19 protein-coding genes are annotated in these 19,216 nt (G+C 62.0%); 7 read left to right on the top strand and 12 right to left on the bottom strand.

Annotated features, from left to right (window positions below):
* Positions 1 to 10 precede the first annotated feature (10 nt).
* Positions 11 to 1,168: a PA0069 family radical SAM protein gene (locus FHX10_RS24930; protein ID WP_028756711.1), complete on the top strand. Its 1,158-nt coding sequence runs from the start codon at positions 11 to 13 to the stop codon at positions 1,166 to 1,168.
* A 276-nt stretch (positions 1,169 to 1,444) separates the two neighbouring features.
* Complete coding sequence (locus tag FHX10_RS24925; RefSeq protein WP_028756712.1) at positions 1,445 to 2,134, top strand: ribonuclease HII; 690 nt, start codon at positions 1,445 to 1,447, stop codon at positions 2,132 to 2,134.
* A 156-nt stretch (positions 2,135 to 2,290) separates the two neighbouring features.
* Here the strand turns inward: FHX10_RS24925 and FHX10_RS24920 are convergent, their stop codons facing one another.
* The 11 genes from FHX10_RS24920 to FHX10_RS24870 form a co-directional block, all read right to left on the bottom strand.
* A complete protein-coding gene (locus FHX10_RS24920) occupies positions 2,291 to 2,782 on the bottom strand; it encodes a F0F1 ATP synthase subunit B (RefSeq protein ID WP_028756713.1) in 492 nt (163 codons plus the stop codon).
* 3 nt (positions 2,783 to 2,785) lie between these two features.
* Positions 2,786 to 3,409, bottom strand: coding sequence for a F0F1 ATP synthase subunit B (locus FHX10_RS24915; RefSeq protein WP_028756714.1), 624 nt, complete (start codon positions 3,407 to 3,409; stop codon positions 2,786 to 2,788).
* Positions 3,410 to 3,486: 77 nt separating this feature from the next.
* Complete coding sequence (locus FHX10_RS24910) at positions 3,487 to 3,714, bottom strand: F0F1 ATP synthase subunit C (RefSeq protein WP_003545854.1); 228 nt, start codon at positions 3,712 to 3,714, stop codon at positions 3,487 to 3,489.
* A gap of 67 nt (positions 3,715 to 3,781) precedes the next feature.
* Complete coding sequence (locus FHX10_RS24905) at positions 3,782 to 4,534, bottom strand: F0F1 ATP synthase subunit A (RefSeq protein WP_018245007.1); 753 nt, start codon at positions 4,532 to 4,534, stop codon at positions 3,782 to 3,784.
* Between the two features lie 62 nt (positions 4,535 to 4,596).
* Positions 4,597 to 4,935, bottom strand: coding sequence for an AtpZ/AtpI family protein (locus FHX10_RS24900; RefSeq protein ID WP_028756715.1), 339 nt, complete (start codon positions 4,933 to 4,935; stop codon positions 4,597 to 4,599).
* A 271-nt stretch (positions 4,936 to 5,206) separates the two neighbouring features.
* Positions 5,207 to 6,418, bottom strand: a complete 1,212-nt coding sequence (locus FHX10_RS24895; RefSeq protein ID WP_028756716.1) for a cell wall hydrolase — start codon at positions 6,416 to 6,418, stop codon at positions 5,207 to 5,209.
* 240 nt (positions 6,419 to 6,658) lie between these two features.
* A complete protein-coding gene (locus FHX10_RS24890) occupies positions 6,659 to 8,557 on the bottom strand; it encodes a potassium transporter Kup (protein ID WP_028756717.1) in 1,899 nt (632 codons plus the stop codon).
* 18 nt (positions 8,558 to 8,575) lie between these two features.
* On the bottom strand, positions 8,576 to 9,553 hold the full coding sequence (locus FHX10_RS24885; RefSeq protein ID WP_028756718.1) for a magnesium transporter CorA family protein: 978 nt from the start codon (positions 9,551 to 9,553) through the stop codon (positions 8,576 to 8,578).
* Positions 9,554 to 10,007: 454 nt separating this feature from the next.
* Positions 10,008 to 11,168, bottom strand: a complete 1,161-nt coding sequence (locus FHX10_RS24880; protein ID WP_028756719.1) for an Mrp/NBP35 family ATP-binding protein — start codon at positions 11,166 to 11,168, stop codon at positions 10,008 to 10,010.
* Between the two features lie 629 nt (positions 11,169 to 11,797).
* Positions 11,798 to 12,532 (bottom strand): LuxR family transcriptional regulator, encoded by a 735-nt coding sequence (locus FHX10_RS24875; RefSeq protein WP_028756720.1) that lies wholly within the window; start codon positions 12,530 to 12,532, stop codon positions 11,798 to 11,800.
* Positions 12,533 to 12,793: 261 nt separating this feature from the next.
* The gene (locus tag FHX10_RS24870; RefSeq protein ID WP_097595290.1) at positions 12,794 to 13,591 is read right to left on the bottom strand and encodes an IclR family transcriptional regulator; all 798 of its coding nucleotides are present in this window, start codon (positions 13,589 to 13,591) and stop codon (positions 12,794 to 12,796) included.
* A gap of 120 nt (positions 13,592 to 13,711) precedes the next feature.
* Here FHX10_RS24870 and FHX10_RS24865 point away from each other — a divergent pair, with 120 nt between their 5' ends.
* The 5 genes from FHX10_RS24865 (at position 13,712) to FHX10_RS24845 (ending at position 17,772) form a co-directional block, all read left to right on the top strand.
* Complete coding sequence (locus tag FHX10_RS24865; protein WP_179869504.1) at positions 13,712 to 14,479, top strand: SDR family NAD(P)-dependent oxidoreductase; 768 nt, start codon at positions 13,712 to 13,714, stop codon at positions 14,477 to 14,479.
* Complete coding sequence (locus FHX10_RS24860) at positions 14,479 to 15,393, top strand: 2-dehydro-3-deoxygalactonokinase (protein WP_097595291.1); 915 nt, start codon at positions 14,479 to 14,481, stop codon at positions 15,391 to 15,393. Before FHX10_RS24865 ends, FHX10_RS24860 begins: the two co-directional genes overlap by 1 nt.
* Before the next feature lie 13 nt (positions 15,394 to 15,406).
* On the top strand, positions 15,407 to 16,048 hold the full coding sequence (locus tag FHX10_RS24855; protein ID WP_028757735.1) for a 2-dehydro-3-deoxy-6-phosphogalactonate aldolase: 642 nt from the start codon (positions 15,407 to 15,409) through the stop codon (positions 16,046 to 16,048).
* Positions 16,045 to 16,932 carry an SMP-30/gluconolactonase/LRE family protein gene (locus tag FHX10_RS24850; protein ID WP_097542864.1) on the top strand — a complete coding sequence of 296 codons (888 nt, stop codon included), beginning with the start codon at positions 16,045 to 16,047 and terminating at the stop codon, positions 16,930 to 16,932. The genes FHX10_RS24855 and FHX10_RS24850 overlap by 4 nt, the downstream gene beginning before the upstream one ends.
* A 222-nt stretch (positions 16,933 to 17,154) precedes the next feature.
* Positions 17,155 to 17,772 carry a PRC-barrel domain-containing protein gene (locus tag FHX10_RS24845; RefSeq protein ID WP_063476423.1) on the top strand — a complete coding sequence of 206 codons (618 nt, stop codon included), beginning with the start codon at positions 17,155 to 17,157 and terminating at the stop codon, positions 17,770 to 17,772.
* Between the two features lie 68 nt (positions 17,773 to 17,840).
* Here FHX10_RS24845 and FHX10_RS24840 read toward each other — a convergent pair whose 3' ends face one another.
* The gene (locus FHX10_RS24840) at positions 17,841 to 19,205 is read right to left on the bottom strand and encodes a bifunctional diguanylate cyclase/phosphodiesterase (protein WP_184390468.1); all 1,365 of its coding nucleotides are present in this window, start codon (positions 19,203 to 19,205) and stop codon (positions 17,841 to 17,843) included.
* Positions 19,206 to 19,216: the final 11 nt, after the last annotated feature.

The following is a 19,216-nucleotide window of genomic DNA, read 5'->3' as shown; positions in this document are numbered from 1 at the left end:
GGAGAATCCGATGAGAGAGCAGTCCCTGGCAGGGCAGGCCGCATTCGCGCCTGCCAATACGGCAGATATTGCCGATGCGATGATCGTTTCCTCGGGTCTAAGGGTCGAGGTCGATCGGCGGCGCGGGCGTGGGGCGGGATTGAACCCGACGGGGCGGTTCGAAGCGCTGCAGCGGGAGACCTTCGACGATGGCTGGCAGACATGGGAAGAACTGCCGCCGTTCAAGACGGAAGTGCAGGTCGAGAAGCCGCGCACGGCCATCACCCGCAACGAATCGCCGGATATTTCCTTCGACCGTTCGATCAATCCCTATCGCGGCTGCGAACATGGCTGCATCTATTGTTTCGCCCGGCCGACGCATGCCTATATGGGGCTTTCCGCAGGGCTCGATTTCGAGACGAAGCTGTTTGCCAAGCCCGATGCGGCAAAGTTGCTGGAGCGGGAGCTCGCCAAACCCGGCTACAAGGTGCGGGTGATCGCCATCGGCACCAATACCGACCCCTATCAGCCGATCGAAAAGGAATGGCGCATCATGCGCGGCATCCTCGAGGTCTTGAACAAGGCAAACCATCCAGTCTCGATCGTCACCAAATCGGCGATGATCCTGCGTGATCTCGACATTCTGCGGGAGATGGCAAGCAAGAACCTGGTGCGCGTTGGCATCTCCGTGACCACGCTGGATCGCAAGCTTGCCCGGACGATGGAGCCGCGGGCCGCAACACCGCCGCGGCGGCTGGAGACGATCCACACCCTTGCCGAAGCCGGCATCCAGACGGCTGTGATGGCCGCCCCGCTGATCCCGGCGCTGAACGATCACGAGTTGGAGCGCATTCTCGAATCGGCCAAGGCTGCCGGCGCCGCCGAGGCGAGCTATGTCATCCTCAGGCTGCCGCTCGAGGTCAGCCCGCTGTTTCGTGATTGGCTGCTGCAACATTACCCCGATCGTTACCGGCATGTGATGTCGCTGGTGCGCTCGATGCGCGGCGGCAAGGATTACGATGCCGAATTCGGCAAGCGCATGAAGGGCGCCGGTCCTTATGCCTGGCAGATCGCCAGGCGATTTGAGATGGCAGCCCGGCGTTTCGGCCTGACGCGACGCAGCGTGCCGCTGCGCGACGACCTGTTCGTGCCGCCCGACGGCAGCGGCGTCCAGCTGTCGCTTCTTTGACCTTTTGTTTTACGCAGTTCAGGCAAACCGCTTCGCGCTTTGCCGGGAACTGCTCTCTGGCCTTTACGCAATTCCGAACGGAAAACCGCTTCGCACTTTTCCTGGAATTGCTTGTAGCTTGCGCATCGGCTTCTCGATAGAACCGCCCTGTCTTCGAGCCCCGAGCGCAATTCCCGCGGATGGCCTTGACCGCCACCATCCGCCGGACCGGTCCCCGGCCGCCGCCCTGATCCGGGGACTTGCGGGAAATCGGGTTGGCGTGCGAGGTTCAGCCGCATGAAACCTCGCACGCCACCCGATTCTCCCCTGCTTTTCGACACGGTTCCGCTCGTGCCGGATTTCAAACTCGAGCTCAAAGCCCGCAGGGCCGGCCACTGGCCGGTTGCCGGCGCCGACGAGGCAGGCCGCGGGCCGCTGGCCGGGCCTGTGGTCGCCGCTGCCGTCATCCTCGATCCCAAACGCATCCCCGAGGGTCTGAACGATTCCAAGCAGCTTTCGGCGCAACGGCGCGAGGAACTGTTCGCGCAGATTCTGGCGACCGCGACCGTCTCCATCGCCTCCTCCAGCTCGACGCGCATCGACGAGACCGATATCCGCAAGGCTAGCCTCGACGCCATGCGCCGCGCCATCTGCAGCCTCGCCATTCCGGCAAGCTACGTGCTGACCGACGGGCTCGACGTGCCGCCCGGCCTCGATTGCCCCGGACAGGCGGTGGTCAAGGGCGATGCCCGCTCGGTCTCGATCGCCGCGGCCTCGATCGTCGCCAAGGTGACGCGCGACCGGATGATGGCACGGGCACATCATGTGTTTCCAGATTACGGCTTTGCCGCGCATGTGGGCTACGGCACCGCACAGCACCGCGCCGGCATCGAAAAACACGGCCCCTGCTCCCTGCACCGGATGAGCTTCCGGCCGTTGCGCAAGGTGGAGGATGGTCCCGAGATGGATCAGCTTATTTCCGAGTAAGAACGGAGAGGTCGCGGCATGGTCCCTTCGCCCCGTTTACGGGGGTCCGAAGGATGGGTCGAGACCAGCGGCTCGCCCCCAGCACGAGGCCGGGTCATCGACAAAAGAAAAGGCCGGGACATGCCCGGCCTTCGCTCTCAATCTTTTCGATACAGCTCAGTTGAGCCGCGTCTTGACCTGGCTGACGGCATTGCCGAAGAGCTCGGACTGAACCTTGGCATCGGCCTGCTTGGCAAGCACGGTTTCGGCGGCCGCGATTGCGAGATCGACGGCAGCGGAACGCACCGCCTTCATCGCCTCGGCCTCGGCCTGCTTGATCTTCTGCTCGGAAAGCGCCGTGCGGTTGGCGACGAATTCTTCCGTCTTCTTCTTCGCCTCAGTGGTCAGCATTTCGGCTTCGCGCTCAGCGGCGGCAACGATGTGGGCCGCTTCGGCTTCCGCTTCCTTGCGCTTGCGCTGGTATTCGGCGAGCAGGTGCTGGGCCTCTTCGCGCAGACGCTTGGCTTCGGCCAATTCGTTGCGGATCTGGTCGGCGCGGTCGTCGAGCGACCGTGCCATCATGCCCGGAACCTTCAGGTAAACGACCAGCGCCAGGAAGAGGACGAGGCCGACAAAGGCGAAGAAAGTTGCGTCAAAGGCAAATTCCATCGATCAAGCCTCCTTCTTGGCAGCTGCGACAGCAGCAGCGACATCGGCCTTGGCGACGGTGCCGCCGATCAACTGATCGACCACGGCAGCCGCGGTTTCCTCGGCAATGGTGCCGACGTCGGCGAAGGCCTTGGCCTTGATCTCGCCAATACGAACTTCGGCAGCCTTGATCTTTTCCGACAGGCTCGCCTCGACAGCGCGGCGATCCTCTTCGGCTTTGGCCTTGGCGGCGTCGCGTGCGGCAGAGCCGATCGCGTTGGACTTGGCGCGCGCAGCGGCCAGTTCACCTTCATAGGTCCGGACGGCGGCGTCGGCTTCCGCCTTCAGGCGGCCTGCTTCTTCCAGATCCTGGGAAATGCGCGTGTGACGCTGATCGAGGATGGCCCCGATGCGCGGCGCGATGACCTTTTGCATGAGCAAATAGAAGACGCCGAACGTGATCACCAGCCAGAGCAGCTGGGATGCGAAGGTCGTCGAATCGAAAGGCGGGAAAGGGCCGCGGGCGTGTTCGCCTTCGGCAACACCAGTCTCGGTATGGACCTCGCCTGCGGCCGGAGCGGCATGCGCATCCGTACCCGTCGCTGCCGCCGGTGCTTCCTCAGCGTAAGCCGGGGTCACAAAAAACATGCTCACCTCCAGGTGGACTGCAAATGCAAAGGATCACGGCTTGCGGTCGCAGGCCGTGATCCATCTATTCGCCGATATCAGACGGCGAAGAGGAGGAGGAGAGCGACGAGCAGCGAGAAGATGCCCAGAGCTTCCGTAACGGCGAAGCCGAATACCAGACGGCCGAACTGGCTGTCAGCGGCAGACGGATTGCGCAGTGCGCCGGAGAGGTAGCTGCCGAAGATATTGCCGAGGCCGAGAGCCGTACCGGCCATACCAAAGCAAGCCAGGCCCGCACCGATGTACTTTGCTGCTTCCGCTTCCATGTTGAACTCCTTTGAAATGGTTGTTGCGGCGAATGACTGACGCCCTTTGACGTCGATGTCGTTATCCTTAGTGCCCGCCCGGATGGATTGCGTCGTTGAGGTACATGCAAGTCAGCACCGCAAAGACGTAAGCCTGGAGGAAGGCGACGAGGAACTCGAGACCGGTCAGGGCGACGGTCATGATGAGGGGAAGAACGGCTCCGCCGACACCGACAGCACCGAGGGCTCCAAGCGAGGCGACGAAGCCTGCGAACACCTTCAGCGTGATGTGACCGGCGAGCATGTTCGCAAAAAGACGAACAGAGAGTGAAATCGGACGGGACAGGAACGAAATGATTTCGATCGTGACAACAAGCGGCAGCAGAACGCCCGGTACGCCCGACGGCACGAAGACATTCAGGAAGTGGAAGCCGTGCTTATAGAAGCCGTAGACGAGAACCGTGCCGATAACCAGGAGCGCGAGCGCGAAGGTGACGATGATCTGGCTGGTGACCGTGAAGAAATACGGGAACATGCCGAGCAGGTTCGCCGTCAGGACGAAGGTGAAGAGCGAAAAGACCAGCGGGAAGAACTTCATTCCCTGCTTGCCCGCGCCTTCCTTCAGCATGTTGGCGATGAACTCATAGGACATTTCCGCGACCGACTGCGAACGACCCGGCACGATGGCGCGGTTCGAGGTCGCGAAATAGAGGAAGCCTACGGCAACGGCAGCAGAAGCGGCCATGAAGAGCGATGCATTGGTGAACGAAAAATCAATTCCGCCGATTTCGATCGGCACAATCTTCTGGATCAGGAACTGATGAGTCGGATCGTTAGACACCGCTTGTTCTCTCTCTTTGGCCCGCAGAACGCGGGGTCATTGCACTGGACCGGAACCGGTCCTTATTTCTTGTCGCCCTTGTCGTCCAGGGGATGGGCCACCACCCCCGCAGAACGCAGCACGTTCAGAACGCCGGCACAAAATCCGAGAAGCAGAAGAACAATCAAACCCCAAGGCGCCGTGCCAACAAAACGGTCGAGGAGATAGCCAAGCAGAGCACCGACGACGATTGCGGAAATGAACTCGCTGGAAAGCTTCATCGCCTGGGCATAACCTTTGCGGCTTACCTCGGCGCGGGCTTCCCTAGCCTCGTCTTCTCCCGTCTCGACGCCCTTGGTCGCGAGTTTCGCTCCCAATTGCGCACGGCGCTTTTCAAGACTTTCCTCGCGGTCGTCCGCCATGGATCTCTCCTCGTCTGCCCGTCGCCCGCACTCCCGCTACCCCGGTCATTCGGACCCCGGACACGAAGGTTGAGACCCTTCCGGCCCGTTCTGAAGTCGCGCGCAACATAGTTTTAGGGATTGGTATAGTCAAGGCGTAGACAGCTTCTGTCCAGCGAGAAAATAAATTCGTCAAATCAAATAGATAGGCCAATTTAAGGCCGATCGCTTAAATTCGATGGAAAGAATCCGCTTTAAAGCCCCGCAAATCGCCTTGCCCAGGCGATTTATCTCAGCTCCAGCCGCCTCCATAGGTGCGATAGAAGACGTGAAGACCGATGCGACCGACCTTTTCCATGGTCCTTGCCCATTTCGGCCTGACATAGACGGCATGGTAGTGCGTCGCCGAGCCCACTTGCGGCAGCCAGATCTTGCCTGCCGTCACCGCCATCGCCACATCGCGGGCGACTCGCCAATGATATTCCGAGTTCACCCTGTCCTTGATGGCGTCGCAGGCGAAGGAAAACTGGCAGCGGTTGCGCCAATCCTCGTTCTGATAGACGACGCCGCAGATGGTCTTGGGATAGGCAGGATTGCGGACGCGGTTGAGGATGACCTGGGCGACGGCCGCCTGGCCCTTCACCGATTCCCCCCGCGCCTCGAAATAGATGCCGGAGGCAAGGCATTGCTGTTCGCGGGCGGAAAAGACGCTCGGCGCCAGCACGCTTGCGGCCCAGGCATGATCGCGCGGGCCAATCTCCGGAACGAAGCGGCCGCTATCCTTCTCGGTCAGGATGGAATCGAACGGCGACTGGCGGGAATAGTCGGGTGCAGGCGGTGCATAGGCGGTGGCGAGCACATCGGCCTTGTTGCTGGTGACGAGGCTTGCGAGCATTGCCGGCACGCCATTGTCGGTCACGACAGGCTGCTTCTTATAGAAAGAAGTGGCGATCTCGATTTCCTTGCCCTGGATCTTCGGCTTGACGAAGGCAGACCTGTCCTTGAGGTCGAAGCTCGGGGTGAAGAGCATCCTGGTGCGCTCGAGAATGGAGCCGGCGGAAAAGTCCTTCGGCGGCTGCATCTTCTCGACGGCAACGACACGGCCCTTCTTGGTGGAGCGGTTGACGCGATCTTCGTCCGGCGTGTCCTCGTGACCCTTGTCTTTGGCGGTAAAGGCGACCTTGCGACCATCGGGCAGCACCATGCCGGCGCCGGCGGAAATCGAACCGGTCACCATCGGCTCGGCGAAAGCGAGTTCGGCCTGGTGGATGGAGCCGGCCGGCGAATTGGTCAGCACCATGCGCCAGTTCTCGCCTTGATGATCGAGGCCGGCCAGCATGGCGGCGAGATCGGCATGGGATGCGACGCTCGGGAAAATCAGCCAGCCGGCAAGACCGAAGATGACCGGAGACACCCAGTTCTCGGGAAAAAGACGCAGCTTGCTACGGGAAGGGCTCTTTCGACGCAACACGAACTCCGGGCATGGAACGCGGGAACATTCCATTAAAAATCCCGCATTAACCTTGACGTCCGGTTAACGGACCGTGCCGGAATGTGACTGTGAGCACGTTTGGATGTTCTAATGTGTTGGAAAAGTCCCCTCCCCACAGGGGCGGGGGACTAGCCGACCACGATCGCTTTGCCCGCGATCATCTCGTCGTTTGCCGAGCTGGAGTTTTGGGAGAGGCGGAGCAACAGGTTAAGCCCCTCCCCCCTCGTGGGGCGGGGTCTTTGCCCCCCCGTGTCAAATAATGACGTGCGAGCCCAGTTCCACCACGCGGTTGGCCGGCAGGCGGAAGTAGTCCGAGGGGTTGGCGGCGGCATTGGCGAGCGCGATGTAGAGCCGGTCCTGCCAGTAGGGCATGCCCGACTTGGCGTCCGGCACCAGCTTGCGGCGGCCGAGATAGAAGGAGGTCGACATGATGTCAAACTTCAGTCCGGTCTTGCGCAGCGTCGCCAGGGCCTGCGAGACGTTCTGCGATTCCATGAAGCCGAAGAGCAGTTCGACGCGGGAGAAGCGCGGAGAAATCTGCTCGACCTTATAGCGGTCCTGGCTCGGCACACGCGGCTTGTTGACCGTGCGGATCGTCAGGATGACGTTGCGGTCGTGAAGCACATGATTGTGCTTGAGATTGTGCAGCAGGGCGGCGGGGGCTGATTCCGGATCGCTGGTCAGGAAGATCGCGGTGCCCGGCACCTGGGCCGGCGAATGTTCGCTCTTGCGCTCGATCGAGCTGACGAAGGAGGCAAGCGGGATATCGGTGTGGCGGGTCTTTTCCATCAGGATCGCGGTGCCGCGGCGCCAGGTCCACATGACGACGGTAAAGGCGGTGGCGATCATGATCGGGATGTAGCCGCCGTCATGGATCTTCAAGAGGTTGGCGCCGAGGAAGATCAATTCGAGCACGACCAGCGGCGCGAGCGCGATCACCGCAACCGGCAGCGACCAGTTCCAGCGGGCGCGGACGAATTCGAAGGCCATGATCGAGGTCACGACCATGGCGCCGGTAACGGAGATGCCGTAGGCGGTCGCCAGCGCGTCCGACGTCTTGAAACTCAGGACCAGGAAGATGACGCCGAAGAACAGCACGGCATTGACCGAAGGCACGAAGATCTGCCCGGTATTGGTTTCCGAGGTGAAGAGAATTTCCATGCGCGGCAGAAAGCCGAGGTTGATGCCCTGGCGCACCATCGAGAAAGCGCCTGTGATGACCGCCTGGCTGGCGATGATCGTCGCGGCGGTCGCCAGGATGACGACCGGCAACAGCGCCCATTTCGGGTACATCAGGTAGAAGGGATCGGACATCGTCGCCGGATTGCCGAGAACGAGCGCCCCCTGCCCGAGATAATTCAGCGTCAGCGCCGGGAAGACCAGCAGGAACCAGGCCCACTGGATCGGGCGGCGGCCGAAATGGCCGAGATCGGCATAGAGCGCCTCGGCGCCCGTCACCGTCAGGAAGACGGCGCCGAGCACGACGACGCCGTAGAAGCCCTCATGCAGCAGGAAGCTGACGGCATAATAGGGATTGAAGGCGGCAAGGATGCCGTAATCGTCCGAGATATGGGAAATGCCGGCGGCAGCCATGACGAGGAACCAGACGGCGGTGATCGGCCCGAAGAACCTGGCAACGGCGCCGGTGCCGCGCGATTGCACGACGAAGAGCAGCGCCAGGATCACCACCGAGATCGGCACGATATATTCCGCAAGGCTGGGGGTGACGAGCTTCAGACCCTCGACGGCCGACAGCACGGATAGAGCCGGCGTGATCATCGCATCGCCGAGGAAGAGGGCAGCCCCCATCAGGCCGAGCAGCATCAGGATGGCGGTATGGCCGTTGGCGGTCTTCATCAGAAGGGCGAGCAGCGACAGCGTGCCGCCCTCGCCGTCATTGTCGGCGCGCAGCAGGAAGAGCACATATTTGATGGTGACGATGATCGTCAGCGCCCAGATCATCAGCGAAATCAGGCTGATGACCTCGAAACGGGTGACGCCGTCATGGGCCACCGGCTTCAGCGCCTCACGAAAGGCATAGAGCGGACTGGTGCCGATATCGCCGTAGACGACGCCGACGGAACCCAGCGCCAGATAGAACAGCTTTCGCGGCGTCATATGGGATTCGTTCGGATGGCTCTCTTCGGACATGAAGTTGCAACAGGCTCCTCAGAGCCAGCCTTTCCAGCGGAAAAAGAAAAAGGGGATGACGGCTGAGATCACCATCAGGGCCAGCGAATAGGGATAACCCGCGACCCAGGTCAGCTCCGGCATGACCTGAAAATTCATGCCATAGATGGAGGCGACCAATGTCGGCGGCAAGAACACCACCGAGGCAATCGAGAAAATCTTGATGATCGAGTTCTGCTCGATGTTGATCAGCCCGAGCGAGGCGTCGAGCAGGAAAGTGATGTTGGCGGCGACGAAGGAAGCATGCTCCGACAGCGACTGGATATCGCGCGAAACGGTGCGGCAGAGCTCCTTTGTCTCGCGATCCTGCTGGATTGCCGGGATCGTGTGAAAGAAGGTCAGCAGGCGGGACAGCGAACCGAGGCTGTCGCGCACCTTGCTGATCATCCGGTGATGGCCGGCGATATCCCTGAGCTTCTCCTCGAGATAGTTCGAAGGTTTGCGCACCTTCCTTGCCCGATCACCGAAGACATGCATCGACAGGATGTCGATGCGCGAGACGGAGATCTCGAGGATCTCGGCGGTGCGGTCGACGATCGTCTCCAGCAGCTTGGCGAGAAGGGCAGCGCCACTGCGCCAGTTTTCCGGCAGCCGGTGAAGTGCGGCAATGAACAGCGCAAAGGATTTGGGATGGGCATAACGGATGGTGACCAGGCGGTTTCCGGCCAGGATGAAGGCGACATCGGTCAGCGTCGGCGCGTCGGTATCAGCCTTCCAGAGCAGCGAAGCGGTCATGAAAACGGCGTCGTTTTCGACATAGAGCCGGGCGGAAGGCTCGATATCCTTGAGATCGTCGCGGGTCGGGACCTCGATGCCGAGAATCTTCTCGACATAGAGCTCCTCGTCGCGGGTCGGCTCGATCATGTCGATCCACACGACATCCTCGGGAAAGGATGCGGCATGCGACAGATCGCGGATCTCGACCGACCTGCAATTGGAACAGTAAGCGGTGATCACCGGCAGCCTCTCCGATGCTCACGGCGCTTCGCGGCCAATGCACTTTTCATCGAAAGCCTTTCCATGCGATCGCCAGCGCGGCAGCGCGACGGTCGCTTGTCCTCGGTCGAAGCGGAAGCGGATCAAGAAAGTTCATACGACTCCGGCTGCATCCGACCTCAAAGGCCGGCATGCGCATTGTGCTCCACCGCATCGCAGTTACCAATCCTTCGATCGACAAGACAACTCCGAACTCGCAGGCGGGCCACATCCTTCGGAATGAAGACGGCCGTCATTGAGCATCTGCAGCAAACGCCATCATGGCGCCGCGGCATATGAAGCAAAGCCATGAAATAATCAAGACATCTTCCGTGAAGCGCGGCTTTTCACCACGTTTCACCCACAATTTGGGGTATTCGCGACGGTGATTCGGCACCCGAAAGCGCATCGCATCGAATTTAAATCATGCAATGCATTATTCGAAGACGATCGCCGGCGCCGGGCGCTGCGGCTGGCCGCCGAGCTGCTCCCAGACCTTGGCGGCGATGCCGCGATAGATGCCGGCGACGACGCCGTTCGGCTCGGAGGCGACGAGCGGCGTGCCGGCGTCGGAGGTCTCGCGGATGTTCATGGTCAACGGCACTTCACCGAGGAAGGGCACGCCGATGCGTTCGGCCTCCTTGCGGGCGCCGCCATGGCCGAAGATGTCGTAGCGGGTGCCGGTGTCCGGGGCGATAAAATAGCTCATATTCTCGACGATGCCGAGCACCGGCACTTCGACCTTGCGGAACATGTTGAGGCCCTTGCGGGCATCGATCAGCGCGAGATCCTGCGGCGTCGAGACGATGACGGCGCCGGCAAGCGGCACCTGCTGGGCCATGGTCAGCTGCGCGTCGCCGGTGCCGGGCGGCATGTCGACGACGAGCACGTCGAGCTCACCCCAGGCGACTTCACGCAGCATCTGCAGCAGCGCCGACTGGACCATCGGCCCGCGCCAGATCATCGCCGTCTCCTCGTCGACGAGGAAGCCCATCGACATGACCTTGAGGCCATAATTCTCCATCGGATTGATGATGCGGCCGTCGATCTGTGTCGGGCGGCCGGATATCTTCAAGAGCCGCGGCATCGAGGGACCATAGATATCGGCATCGAGAATGCCGACGCGAAGACCGTTGGCCAGCAGCCCGAGCGCCAGGTTGACGGCGGTGGTCGACTTGCCGACCCCACCCTTGCCCGAGGCGACGGCGATGATGGCGCCGATGCCCGGCACACCGATCTTGCCGGCGCGCGGCGGCTGTTGCGGCGCATGCGCATGGTGATCGTGGCCAGCATGACCGTGCGGCGGGTTGGGCGCAGGGCGGGCAGCGGGAGCAGCGGTGGCCGCCTTCTTGTCCGCGGTCAGGGCGACGAGGGCGCCCTTGACGCCGGGCATTTCCTTGATGACGCGCTCGGCGGCGAGCCGCATCGGCTCCAGCTCCTGGGCGCGATCGGCCGGAACGGTGATGGAGAAATAAACCTTGCCGTCGGAGATGAAGACGTCGGAGACCATGCCGAGCTCGACAATATCGTGCTCGAGATCCGGTCCGCGCACGGTCTTCAGCGTTTCGAGAACCTGTTCCTTGGTGACGTCGGTCATTCCACCCTCATTGCTGCTTCTTGCAGACGGCAGCGCCGCACGTCTTTCAAGACGCGCAAGGAACGCTGTCGCACTTTGAATTGCATGATGTCAGCCTAAATCCATGCCGATTTAAGGCTGACATCATGCAGTAGAGATAGTGGAGACGGAGGCCTTCGCCAAACAAAATCATCGGGAGGACAATCGATGGCCGGCGCGCCGGAGAATTGTCAATCCGTTGCGGCCATCAAGTCCGCCGGGCTTTCGCCCTGATGGCCGCAACGGTCTCCCCGAGAACCGGCGCAATGCGGGGCGAACTAGAGCAAGCCGGAAAAAAGGCCAGCAAAAAATGCCGAAGACAGGCCAGGTCACCAGCAGCTGCGAAAGAAGCGGTGCCAAAACGCAACAACCGCCGCCGACACCGAAGGGCCGGGAGAAAGCGGCATCGGCGTCGGGCAGCGGTGTGTCGGCCGCGCCATTTCCTGGCGCTGGCTCAGTCCCCTCTGGACCTTTGACAAAAGAGAAGCAGAAAGCGTGCCAGATCCAAAATCGGCGAAAAGCAGCGCCAAAGCGCCTGCGGCAGGCGCTCAACGGGATAGATATGCCTAAGCGCTGGGCGGCTGCGAAAGCACGTGGTTGTTTTTTGCAACTTATTTGATCAGGCCGATGCGCAGCGCCTTGGCGACCGCCTGGGTGCGATTAACAGTGTCGAGCTTCTTGGTGGCGCGGTTGAGGTAGTGATTGACCGTGTGCTCGGAGAGCGTGAGGATTTCGGCGATTTCGGCGCTGGTCTTGCCGGCCGCCGTCCAGTTGAGGCAATCGATCTCGCGGTCGGTCAGCGTGTCGGTGATGCGCGTATCGAGGTTGCGGATCTCGGCGAGCCTGTCGAAGACATGGATGGCGATATAGCAGAGTTCGCGCATCTCGGCCGGGCTGAAGGGTTCGCGGTCGCCGGCGAAAGAGACGGCGCCGCGCAGGCCGGAGGGCTCATGCGTCGGAAAATAGGCACCGCGCATCATCTTGAAACGCTCGAACAGGGAGACGACGAGGATGGACTTGCCGTCGTCCCGCGACAAGTTCTGGCGCGACATGTCGTAGAAGAAGGGTCGCGCCGATGTTCTCAAGCGCCTCAGAACCGGGCTGTTCACCATCAGGCCTTCCTGGTCGTAAAGCGCCAGAAGCTCGGCCGGCCAACTGGTGATGACCGTGCTGCCCTGAAGATCGAAGGAAGTGACGGGCGGCAGGTTGAGAACCATGAAGGCCCGGCTGCGATAGGCTTCGGTCACACGCTTCATGTAACGGAAAATATCGAACTGGGTCTTCAGTCCGGCTATTTCCTGAACATGATCGTCTTCTTCCGGGGATGCTTGCGACAAGGGTGCCATCACATTTCTTCATCTTCGGCACAGCGGCCGGCAAACCGTTTGCGAAACCTGCCCGCCATGGGTGTTTCGATTGCATAGGGAATGATGATCGCTTGGGATCACATGGGATCGGCTTTGGCGTTTAGCGTTCGGCCGTTGAATGGTTGTAGATTTCGCTGACCGTTCTAGTTGTGGTGATTCGCCAGCAAATCTCAATATCGCACTCACCATAAGCATGCTCTGCAATCGCGTCCAGCGGCGGGCGGACTGCGATTTTTTCCGTCAGCGGCGCGGCCCCAGACGGACGCGCATGCCTTCCATGATCCTCCCAGCTGCCAGCTGAACCGGAACGGCCCATTGGCGCAGAAGTTCCATCGACAGGCGATAGGCCGGGCCGGTGATCGAAACGCCCCCAATAAAAGTCCGATCCTCCGACCAGACGGGTGCGGCAACGCAACGGATGCCGGCCTCGTGCTCCTCACGGTCGAAGGCAAAGCCCTGATCGGCAATTTCGCGGATTTCTTCCAGCAGCGTTTCGGCCGAGACATGGGTCGAGGCGGTAAAGCTGGTGAAGCTCAGGCCGGCGACGAGATCGCCGAGGCTCTCGGCCGGGAGCAGCGACAGGGCCGCCTTGCCGACGCCGGTGCAATAACAGGGCGAGGCATTGCCGATCTGCGAATACATGCGCACCGGCTGCCGGCCTTCGACCTTGTCGAGATAGATGATCGACTGGCCTCTCAGAACGCCGAGATGCACCGTCTCGCCGGTCGCCTGCTGCAGATCGGCGAGGTGCGGCTCGGCAATCAGGCGAAATTCGTTGCGCGCCCAGCTGCGCGCGGCGAAATCGAGCAGGCGCAGGCCCGGCGCATAACGGCCGTCGCCATCGAGTTCGAGCAGGCCTTCCTCCACCAGGTGACTCAGTTGGCGATGCAGCGTGCCGCGCGGCTGGCCGGCAAGAGCCAGGATATCGGTGAAACGCAGCGGCGCATCGGCATGGGTGACGAGATCGAGCAGAACCATCAGTTTGCCGAGCGTGCCGGTTTCGCGTGACTGTGCTGGCCCGTCGCCGTTTGAATTCATCGCCTCACTCACCCTTGACAGAAAGGCCAGTGTAATTCGATAATTCCATATAGTCAAATTAAGTTCCAGATAATGGAATAGCGATAAGATCGGGAGGCGCCGCTGACGATGACAGTGACCATGATGCCAACAGCACAATTTCCCGAGTTCAAGGACCGAGCCGTGCTCGTGACCGGCGGCGGATCGGGCATCGGCGCTGCGATCGTCGAAGGTTTCGCGCGCCAGGGCGCCAAGGTGTCGTTCATCGATATCGCCGAGACCGCAGGCCGCGCGCTCGCCGAAAGGCTGTCGCGCGAGACGGCGCATCCGGTTTCCTTTCACCATGCCGACCTGCGCGACATCGAGGCGATCCGGCGCACGGTCGATACCGTCGTTGCGCGGTCCGGACCGATCCGCGTGCTGGTCAACAATGCCGCCTGGGACGACCGCCATGAATTCGACGCGGTGACCGAAGCCTATTGGGACAACAACCAGGCGGTCAACCTCAGGCATGTGTTCTTTACCTCGCAGGCAGTCGTGCCGTCGATGCGGACGGCCGGCGGCGGGGCGATCATCAATATGTCGTCGATCGCCTTCAAGCTGAACATGGGCGGCTTTCCCGCCTATGCGGCGGCCAAGGCTGCGGTCGTCGGGCTGACGAAGAGCATGGCGGGCAGGCTCGGGCCGGAGAATATCCGCGTCAACTGCATCCTGCCCGGCATGGTCGTCACCGAGCGGCAGATGCAGCTCTGGCTGACCGAGGAGAGCATTGCGAGTTCGGTCGAGGACCAGTGCCTGAAAGTCGCCCTCAAGCCCGATGCGATCGTCGGCCCCTGCCTGTTTCTTGCATCCGACTGCGCGGCGGCGATGACCGCCCAGTCCCTGATTGTCGATGGAGGCGTTCTGTAATGGCAAATCCCGCTTATGTCGCGGTGGACTGGGGCACCAGCAGCTTCCGGCTCTGGCTGATCGACCGGGACGGCACCGTGCTTGCCGAACGCCGCAGCGGCGAAGGGATGACGAGCGCCGCAAAGACCGGCTTTTCCACCGTGCTTGCCAGCCATCTCGCTGCCATCGAAGCGCCGGCAAACCTGCCGGTGATCGTCTGCGGCATGGCCGGCGCCAGGCAAGGCTGGGTCGAGGCCGGTTATATCGACGTGCCGGCGCCGCTCGCCTCGATCCTCACCGGGGCGGTCTCCGTGCCCGGCGAAAGCCGCGACATCCGCATCCTGCCGGGCCTTGCCCAGCGGGATATCGCCACACCCGACGTCATGCGCGGCGAGGAAACCCAGCTGCTCGGCGCGCTCGGCCGCGCAAGCTCCGGAGCGCAGGCGGTCTGCATGCCCGGCACGCATTCGAAATGGGTGCATGTGACGGACGGCAAAGTTACCGGCTTTTCGACCTTCATGACCGGCGAGCTTTTCGACGTCATCAGCAAACACACGATCCTGTCGCATGCGGTTGCGGGGGCGGAAGAGCAGCCGGCGGACGCGGCGGCCTTCGAGGCGGCGGTCTCGGCGGCTTTCGCGCGCCCGGCCCTTGCCTCCAACCTGCTGTTCACGGCCCGCTCGGGCCAGCTCCTGCACGGCATTTCCGCCGCTGCCGCGCAAGCCCGGCTTTCCGGCACGCTGATCGGCCTCGAAATCGCCGGGGCACTGCAGGATGCGGCCAACTCAGACATCACCCTCGTTGCCTCCGGGCGCCTGCAGGCGCTCTATGAACAGGCTTTCAAAACCCTCTCCCTTGCCTTCACCGCCATCGACGCCGACGCCGCCGTGCGCCGCGGGCTTTCGGCTGCCGCCGAAGCCATCTGGCCGAATTGAGAAAGCTGACACAATGACCCGTATCCCCTTCCCCGACATGAAGCGTCCGCTGATCGCCATCCTTCGCGGTATCAGGCCTGAAGAGACCGAAAGCGTCGTCGGCGCCTTGATCGAAAACGGCCTGACGGCGATCGAGATCCCGCTCAACTCGCCCGAACCGTTCAAATCCATCGAGATCGCCGCGAAGATGGCGCCGGCAGACGTGCTGATCGGCGCCGGCACTGTGCTGACGGTCGAGGCGGTCGACAGCCTGCATGCTGCCGGCGGCAAACTGCTCGTCACGCCGAATGTCGAGCCTGAGGTAATCATCCGGGCGCGCGGATACGGCATGGTGACGATGCCGGGTGTCTTTACCCCGACCGAGGCGCTGGCGGCAGCACGCGCCGGCGCCACCGGTCTCAAATTCTTTCCGGCAAGCGTGCTTGGTCCTTCCGGCATCACGGCGATCCGGGCCATCCTGCCGCCGGAACTCACGATTGCCGCCGTCGGCGGCGTATCGGACAAGAACTTCGGCGATTATACCAAGGCCGGCATCTTCGCCTTCGGCCTCGGCACCAGCATCTACAAACCCGGAATGACCGCGTCAGAGGTTGCCGAGCGCGCCAAGGCGACCATTTACGCCTATGATGCAGCCATTGGGAGCGTGAGCGTATGACCGATATTTATGAGTTCGAGGGCAAAACCCTTTGCAACACCAATTCCGTCCTCGGCGAAGGCCCGACCTATGATCCGGACAGCAATACCGTCTGGTGGTTCAACATCCTGGGCAAGGAACTGCATGAGCTCAATCTTTCGACAGGCGCGAAAAAGGTGCATCCGCTGCCTGTGATGGCGAGCGTACTTGCCCGCATCGACGCCGGACGGCAGCTGATCGCGACGGAGGAAGGGCTTTTCGTGCGCGACGTGGCGAGCGGCAACCTCACCTTCTACGCCGCGCTCGAAAACGACAGGCCGGAAAACCGTTCGAACGACGGCCGCACCCATCCTTCCGGTGCACTCTGGATCGGCACGATGAGCAAGCGGGCGGAAAACCAGGCCGGCGCCATCTATCATGTCGCGAGCGGCAAGGTGACGAAGATCTTCAACGGCATCAGCATCCCGAATTCGATCTGCTTCTCGCCGGACGGCACGGTCGGCTATTATACGGATTCCCGCATCAACCGGCTGATGCGGGTCATGGTCGATCCGCAGACCGGCCTGCCCTCGGGCGAACCGATCGTGCTCGTCGACAGCATGAACGAGCCCGGCGACATCGACGGCTCGGTGGTCGATGCCGATGGTTATATCTGGAATGCACGCTGGGGTGCGGGGGTCGTCGACCGCTACAATCCCGATGGCCTGCGCATCTCCCGCTACAAGGTTCCTGCCGTCCAGCCCTCCTGCCCCGCCTTCATCGGCGTCAATGCCGATCGGCTGGCGGTCACCACCGCCTGGGAAGGGCTGGATGAAAATGCCCGTTCGGCCCAGCCGAGCGCCGGCGCGCTTCTGGAACTCGGCATCGAGGTCAAAGGCGCGTTCGATCCGGTCTATGTGATCTGAATCCGGCTTTGCCAACGACCTCCAGAGGCGCTCCCGACCGGGGCGCCTTTTCTCGTTTTTGCAGCAGTTCTTCGATAAATGTTCCGTGAGAATCGAGAAATTTTCCGTGTTTTCAACCGGAACCAATCGGCCCACCAGTCATTTTCCCTTCGAACCGGCGCGGCAATCACACAGACATTGCCGGGTCAGCGATCACTCTAGGGAACTGAAGGTAGGTTCGAAATGACACGCAAACTCTTGACGACCGTTGCCGCTGGCGCGCTGTTTGCCACGGCTTTCGCACCGGCGGCATTCTCACAGACGGCCCCGCAGCCGGCGGACCCCGCCGCTCCGACCCAAGCGGCGCCTGCCGATCCGGCAGCCCCGAAGCCGCCGATCACTCCTGACGTCACCAAGCCCGCAGGCGATGCCGCACAGGCTCCCGCCCCGGCCGCGACGACAGACACGGCTCAGGCCGGCTATATCACCGAACAGGCTCCGGATCAGATCAGCGCCAATACTTATATCGGCCAGTCGGTCTATAACGGCAACAATGAAAGTATCGGCAGCGTCAACGACCTGATCATGAAGAAGGATGGCGGCTTGGTTGCCGCGATCGTTGGCGTCGGCGGCTTCCTCGGTATCGGCGAAAAGAACGTCGCCGTGCCGATGGACAAGATCACCGTCGCCCAGAATACCCAGGACGGCAGCGTCAAACTGACGACAAGCGAAACGGCTGAATCGCTGAAGGCCGCACCTGAGTTCAAGACGCTGGCCATGCAGTCGGCTGAAAAGGCACCGGCCACCGGTACCGCCCTGCCGACCGACGCCACGTCGACAGGCTCGACCACGGCCAAGTAGACCGGGGTCAACTAAACCACGCGCGGTAGTATAGCGTAGGCGATGGCGCTCCTAGGGGCGCCATCGCTTTATGCGCTGACCCGCTCCGCCATGGTCGGATCGTAATAGTTCTCGTGCAGGAAGCGCAGCGTGGCGATACCGTCAGCCGGACGGCCGAAGTGATAGCCCTGGCCCATGCCGCAGCCGAGCGTGCGCAGCTTCACCGCCTCGGCATAATCCTCGATCCCTTCCGCCACGACCTCCAGCTCCAGACCCTCGCACATGGTCAGGATCGCCTTGATGATATGTTCGGAGGCGCGGTCGGAATTGATGCGTGAGACGAAGGCCCGGTCGATCTTGATCTTGTCGAAGATGAAGTCGCGCAGGCGCCCGAGGCTCGACTGGCCGGTGCCGAAATCGTCGAGCGAGATGCGCACGCCGGCGGCGCGCAGATCGGCGATGATGCGGTGGGCGGTATCGGCCGAGCTCATCACCGCGGTCTCGGTGATCTCCAGCTCCAGGCGATGGGGATCGAAGCCGACGCGGCCGAGGATCGACAAGATGCTGCCGCTGGTGCCCGGATCCATCAGCTGGGCCGAGGAGAGATTGAACGACAGGAAGAGGTCGCGTGGCCAGGAAAGGGCGGCTTCGGCGGCTTTGCGCAGCAGTGCTTCCGACAGCGCGTCGATGAAGCCGCGCTCTTCGGCGAGCGGCACGAAGACGCCGGGCGGGACGAAGCCGAGATCGGGATCGTTCCAGCGGGCGAGCGCCTCGAAACCGACGACCTGGTTGTTGGACAGCGAGACGATCGGCTGGAAATGCACATCGATCGCATCGGAGATGATGGCGTTTCTGAGCGCCTGCTCCAGCTGCGTCGCGCGCTTCATCTCCTGGGCGATCTCGCGCGAGTAGACGGTGATCTGGCCGCGACCGCGGCGCTTGGAACGGTAGAGGGCGGTTTCGGCGCTCTTCAGCAGTTCATCGCAATCCTCTCCGGCGAAGGGATAGATGGAGAAGCCGAGGGAAGCGGAGAGGCGGACATTGCGGTCGCCGAGGTCATAGGGAGCCGACAGAACCTCGCGGATCATCTGACCGAATTTCTCGGCACTCGCCCGCTCGAAAATCAGCGGCAGCACGAAAGCGAATTCGTCACCATCATGACGGGTGACCAATGCACCATCGGGAATACAAGCCTTGAGGCGGTGGGCGACCTGGCAAAGGATTTCATCGCCGGCTGCCGAGCCGAAGAGATCGTTGATCGGTTTGAAACTGTCGAGATTGGCGATGCCGATGGTGAAGGGGGCCGGGTCGCTGGCACGCTCGGAAGAGATCTGCAAGACCTTGTCGCGCATGCGATTGCGGTTTCCCAATCCGGTCAGCGGATCGGTATAGGCCATCGCCTGAAGCTCGTTCTGACCGACGGTCAAGAAGGCTATGTCCGCCGATTTTATCATCCAAACCCGAG

Origin of the sequence: Rhizobium sp. BK591, from assembly GCF_014195045.1 — a bacterium.
In the GTDB taxonomy this organism is placed as follows: Bacteria; Pseudomonadota; Alphaproteobacteria; order Rhizobiales; family Rhizobiaceae; genus Rhizobium; species Rhizobium anhuiense.
This window is presented reverse-complemented; position numbering and strand designations above follow the sequence as displayed.

Coding starts and splice junctions, on each gene's coding strand:
- FHX10_RS24840 (WP_184390468.1), bottom strand. CDS start 19,205: ATGATAAAATCGGCGGACATAGCCTTCTTGACCGTCGGTCAGAACGAG.
- FHX10_RS24930 (WP_028756711.1), top strand. CDS start 11: ATGAGAGAGCAGTCCCTGGCAGGGCAGGCCGCATTCGCGCCTGCCAAT.
- FHX10_RS24870 (WP_097595290.1), bottom strand. CDS start 13,591: ATGAATTCAAACGGCGACGGGCCAGCACAGTCACGCGAAACCGGCACG.
- FHX10_RS24880 (WP_028756719.1), bottom strand. CDS start 11,168: ATGACCGACGTCACCAAGGAACAGGTTCTCGAAACGCTGAAGACCGTG.
- FHX10_RS24920 (WP_028756713.1), bottom strand. CDS start 2,782: ATGGAATTTGCCTTTGACGCAACTTTCTTCGCCTTTGTCGGCCTCGTC.
- FHX10_RS24890 (WP_028756717.1), bottom strand. CDS start 8,557: ATGTCCGAAGAGAGCCATCCGAACGAATCCCATATGACGCCGCGAAAG.
- FHX10_RS24925 (WP_028756712.1), top strand. CDS start 1,445: ATGAAACCTCGCACGCCACCCGATTCTCCCCTGCTTTTCGACACGGTT.
- FHX10_RS24860 (WP_097595291.1), top strand. CDS start 14,479: ATGGCAAATCCCGCTTATGTCGCGGTGGACTGGGGCACCAGCAGCTTC.
- FHX10_RS24895 (WP_028756716.1), bottom strand. CDS start 6,418: ATGGAATGTTCCCGCGTTCCATGCCCGGAGTTCGTGTTGCGTCGAAAG.
- FHX10_RS24900 (WP_028756715.1), bottom strand. CDS start 4,935: ATGGCGGACGACCGCGAGGAAAGTCTTGAAAAGCGCCGTGCGCAATTG.
- FHX10_RS24915 (WP_028756714.1), bottom strand. CDS start 3,409: ATGTTTTTTGTGACCCCGGCTTACGCTGAGGAAGCACCGGCGGCAGCG.
- FHX10_RS24865 (WP_179869504.1), top strand. CDS start 13,712: ATGATGCCAACAGCACAATTTCCCGAGTTCAAGGACCGAGCCGTGCTC.
- FHX10_RS24910 (WP_003545854.1), bottom strand. CDS start 3,714: ATGGAAGCGGAAGCAGCAAAGTACATCGGTGCGGGCCTGGCTTGCTTT.
- FHX10_RS24845 (WP_063476423.1), top strand. CDS start 17,155: ATGACACGCAAACTCTTGACGACCGTTGCCGCTGGCGCGCTGTTTGCC.
- FHX10_RS24850 (WP_097542864.1), top strand. CDS start 16,045: ATGACCGATATTTATGAGTTCGAGGGCAAAACCCTTTGCAACACCAAT.
- FHX10_RS24855 (WP_028757735.1), top strand. CDS start 15,407: ATGACCCGTATCCCCTTCCCCGACATGAAGCGTCCGCTGATCGCCATC.
- FHX10_RS24875 (WP_028756720.1), bottom strand. CDS start 12,532: ATGGCACCCTTGTCGCAAGCATCCCCGGAAGAAGACGATCATGTTCAG.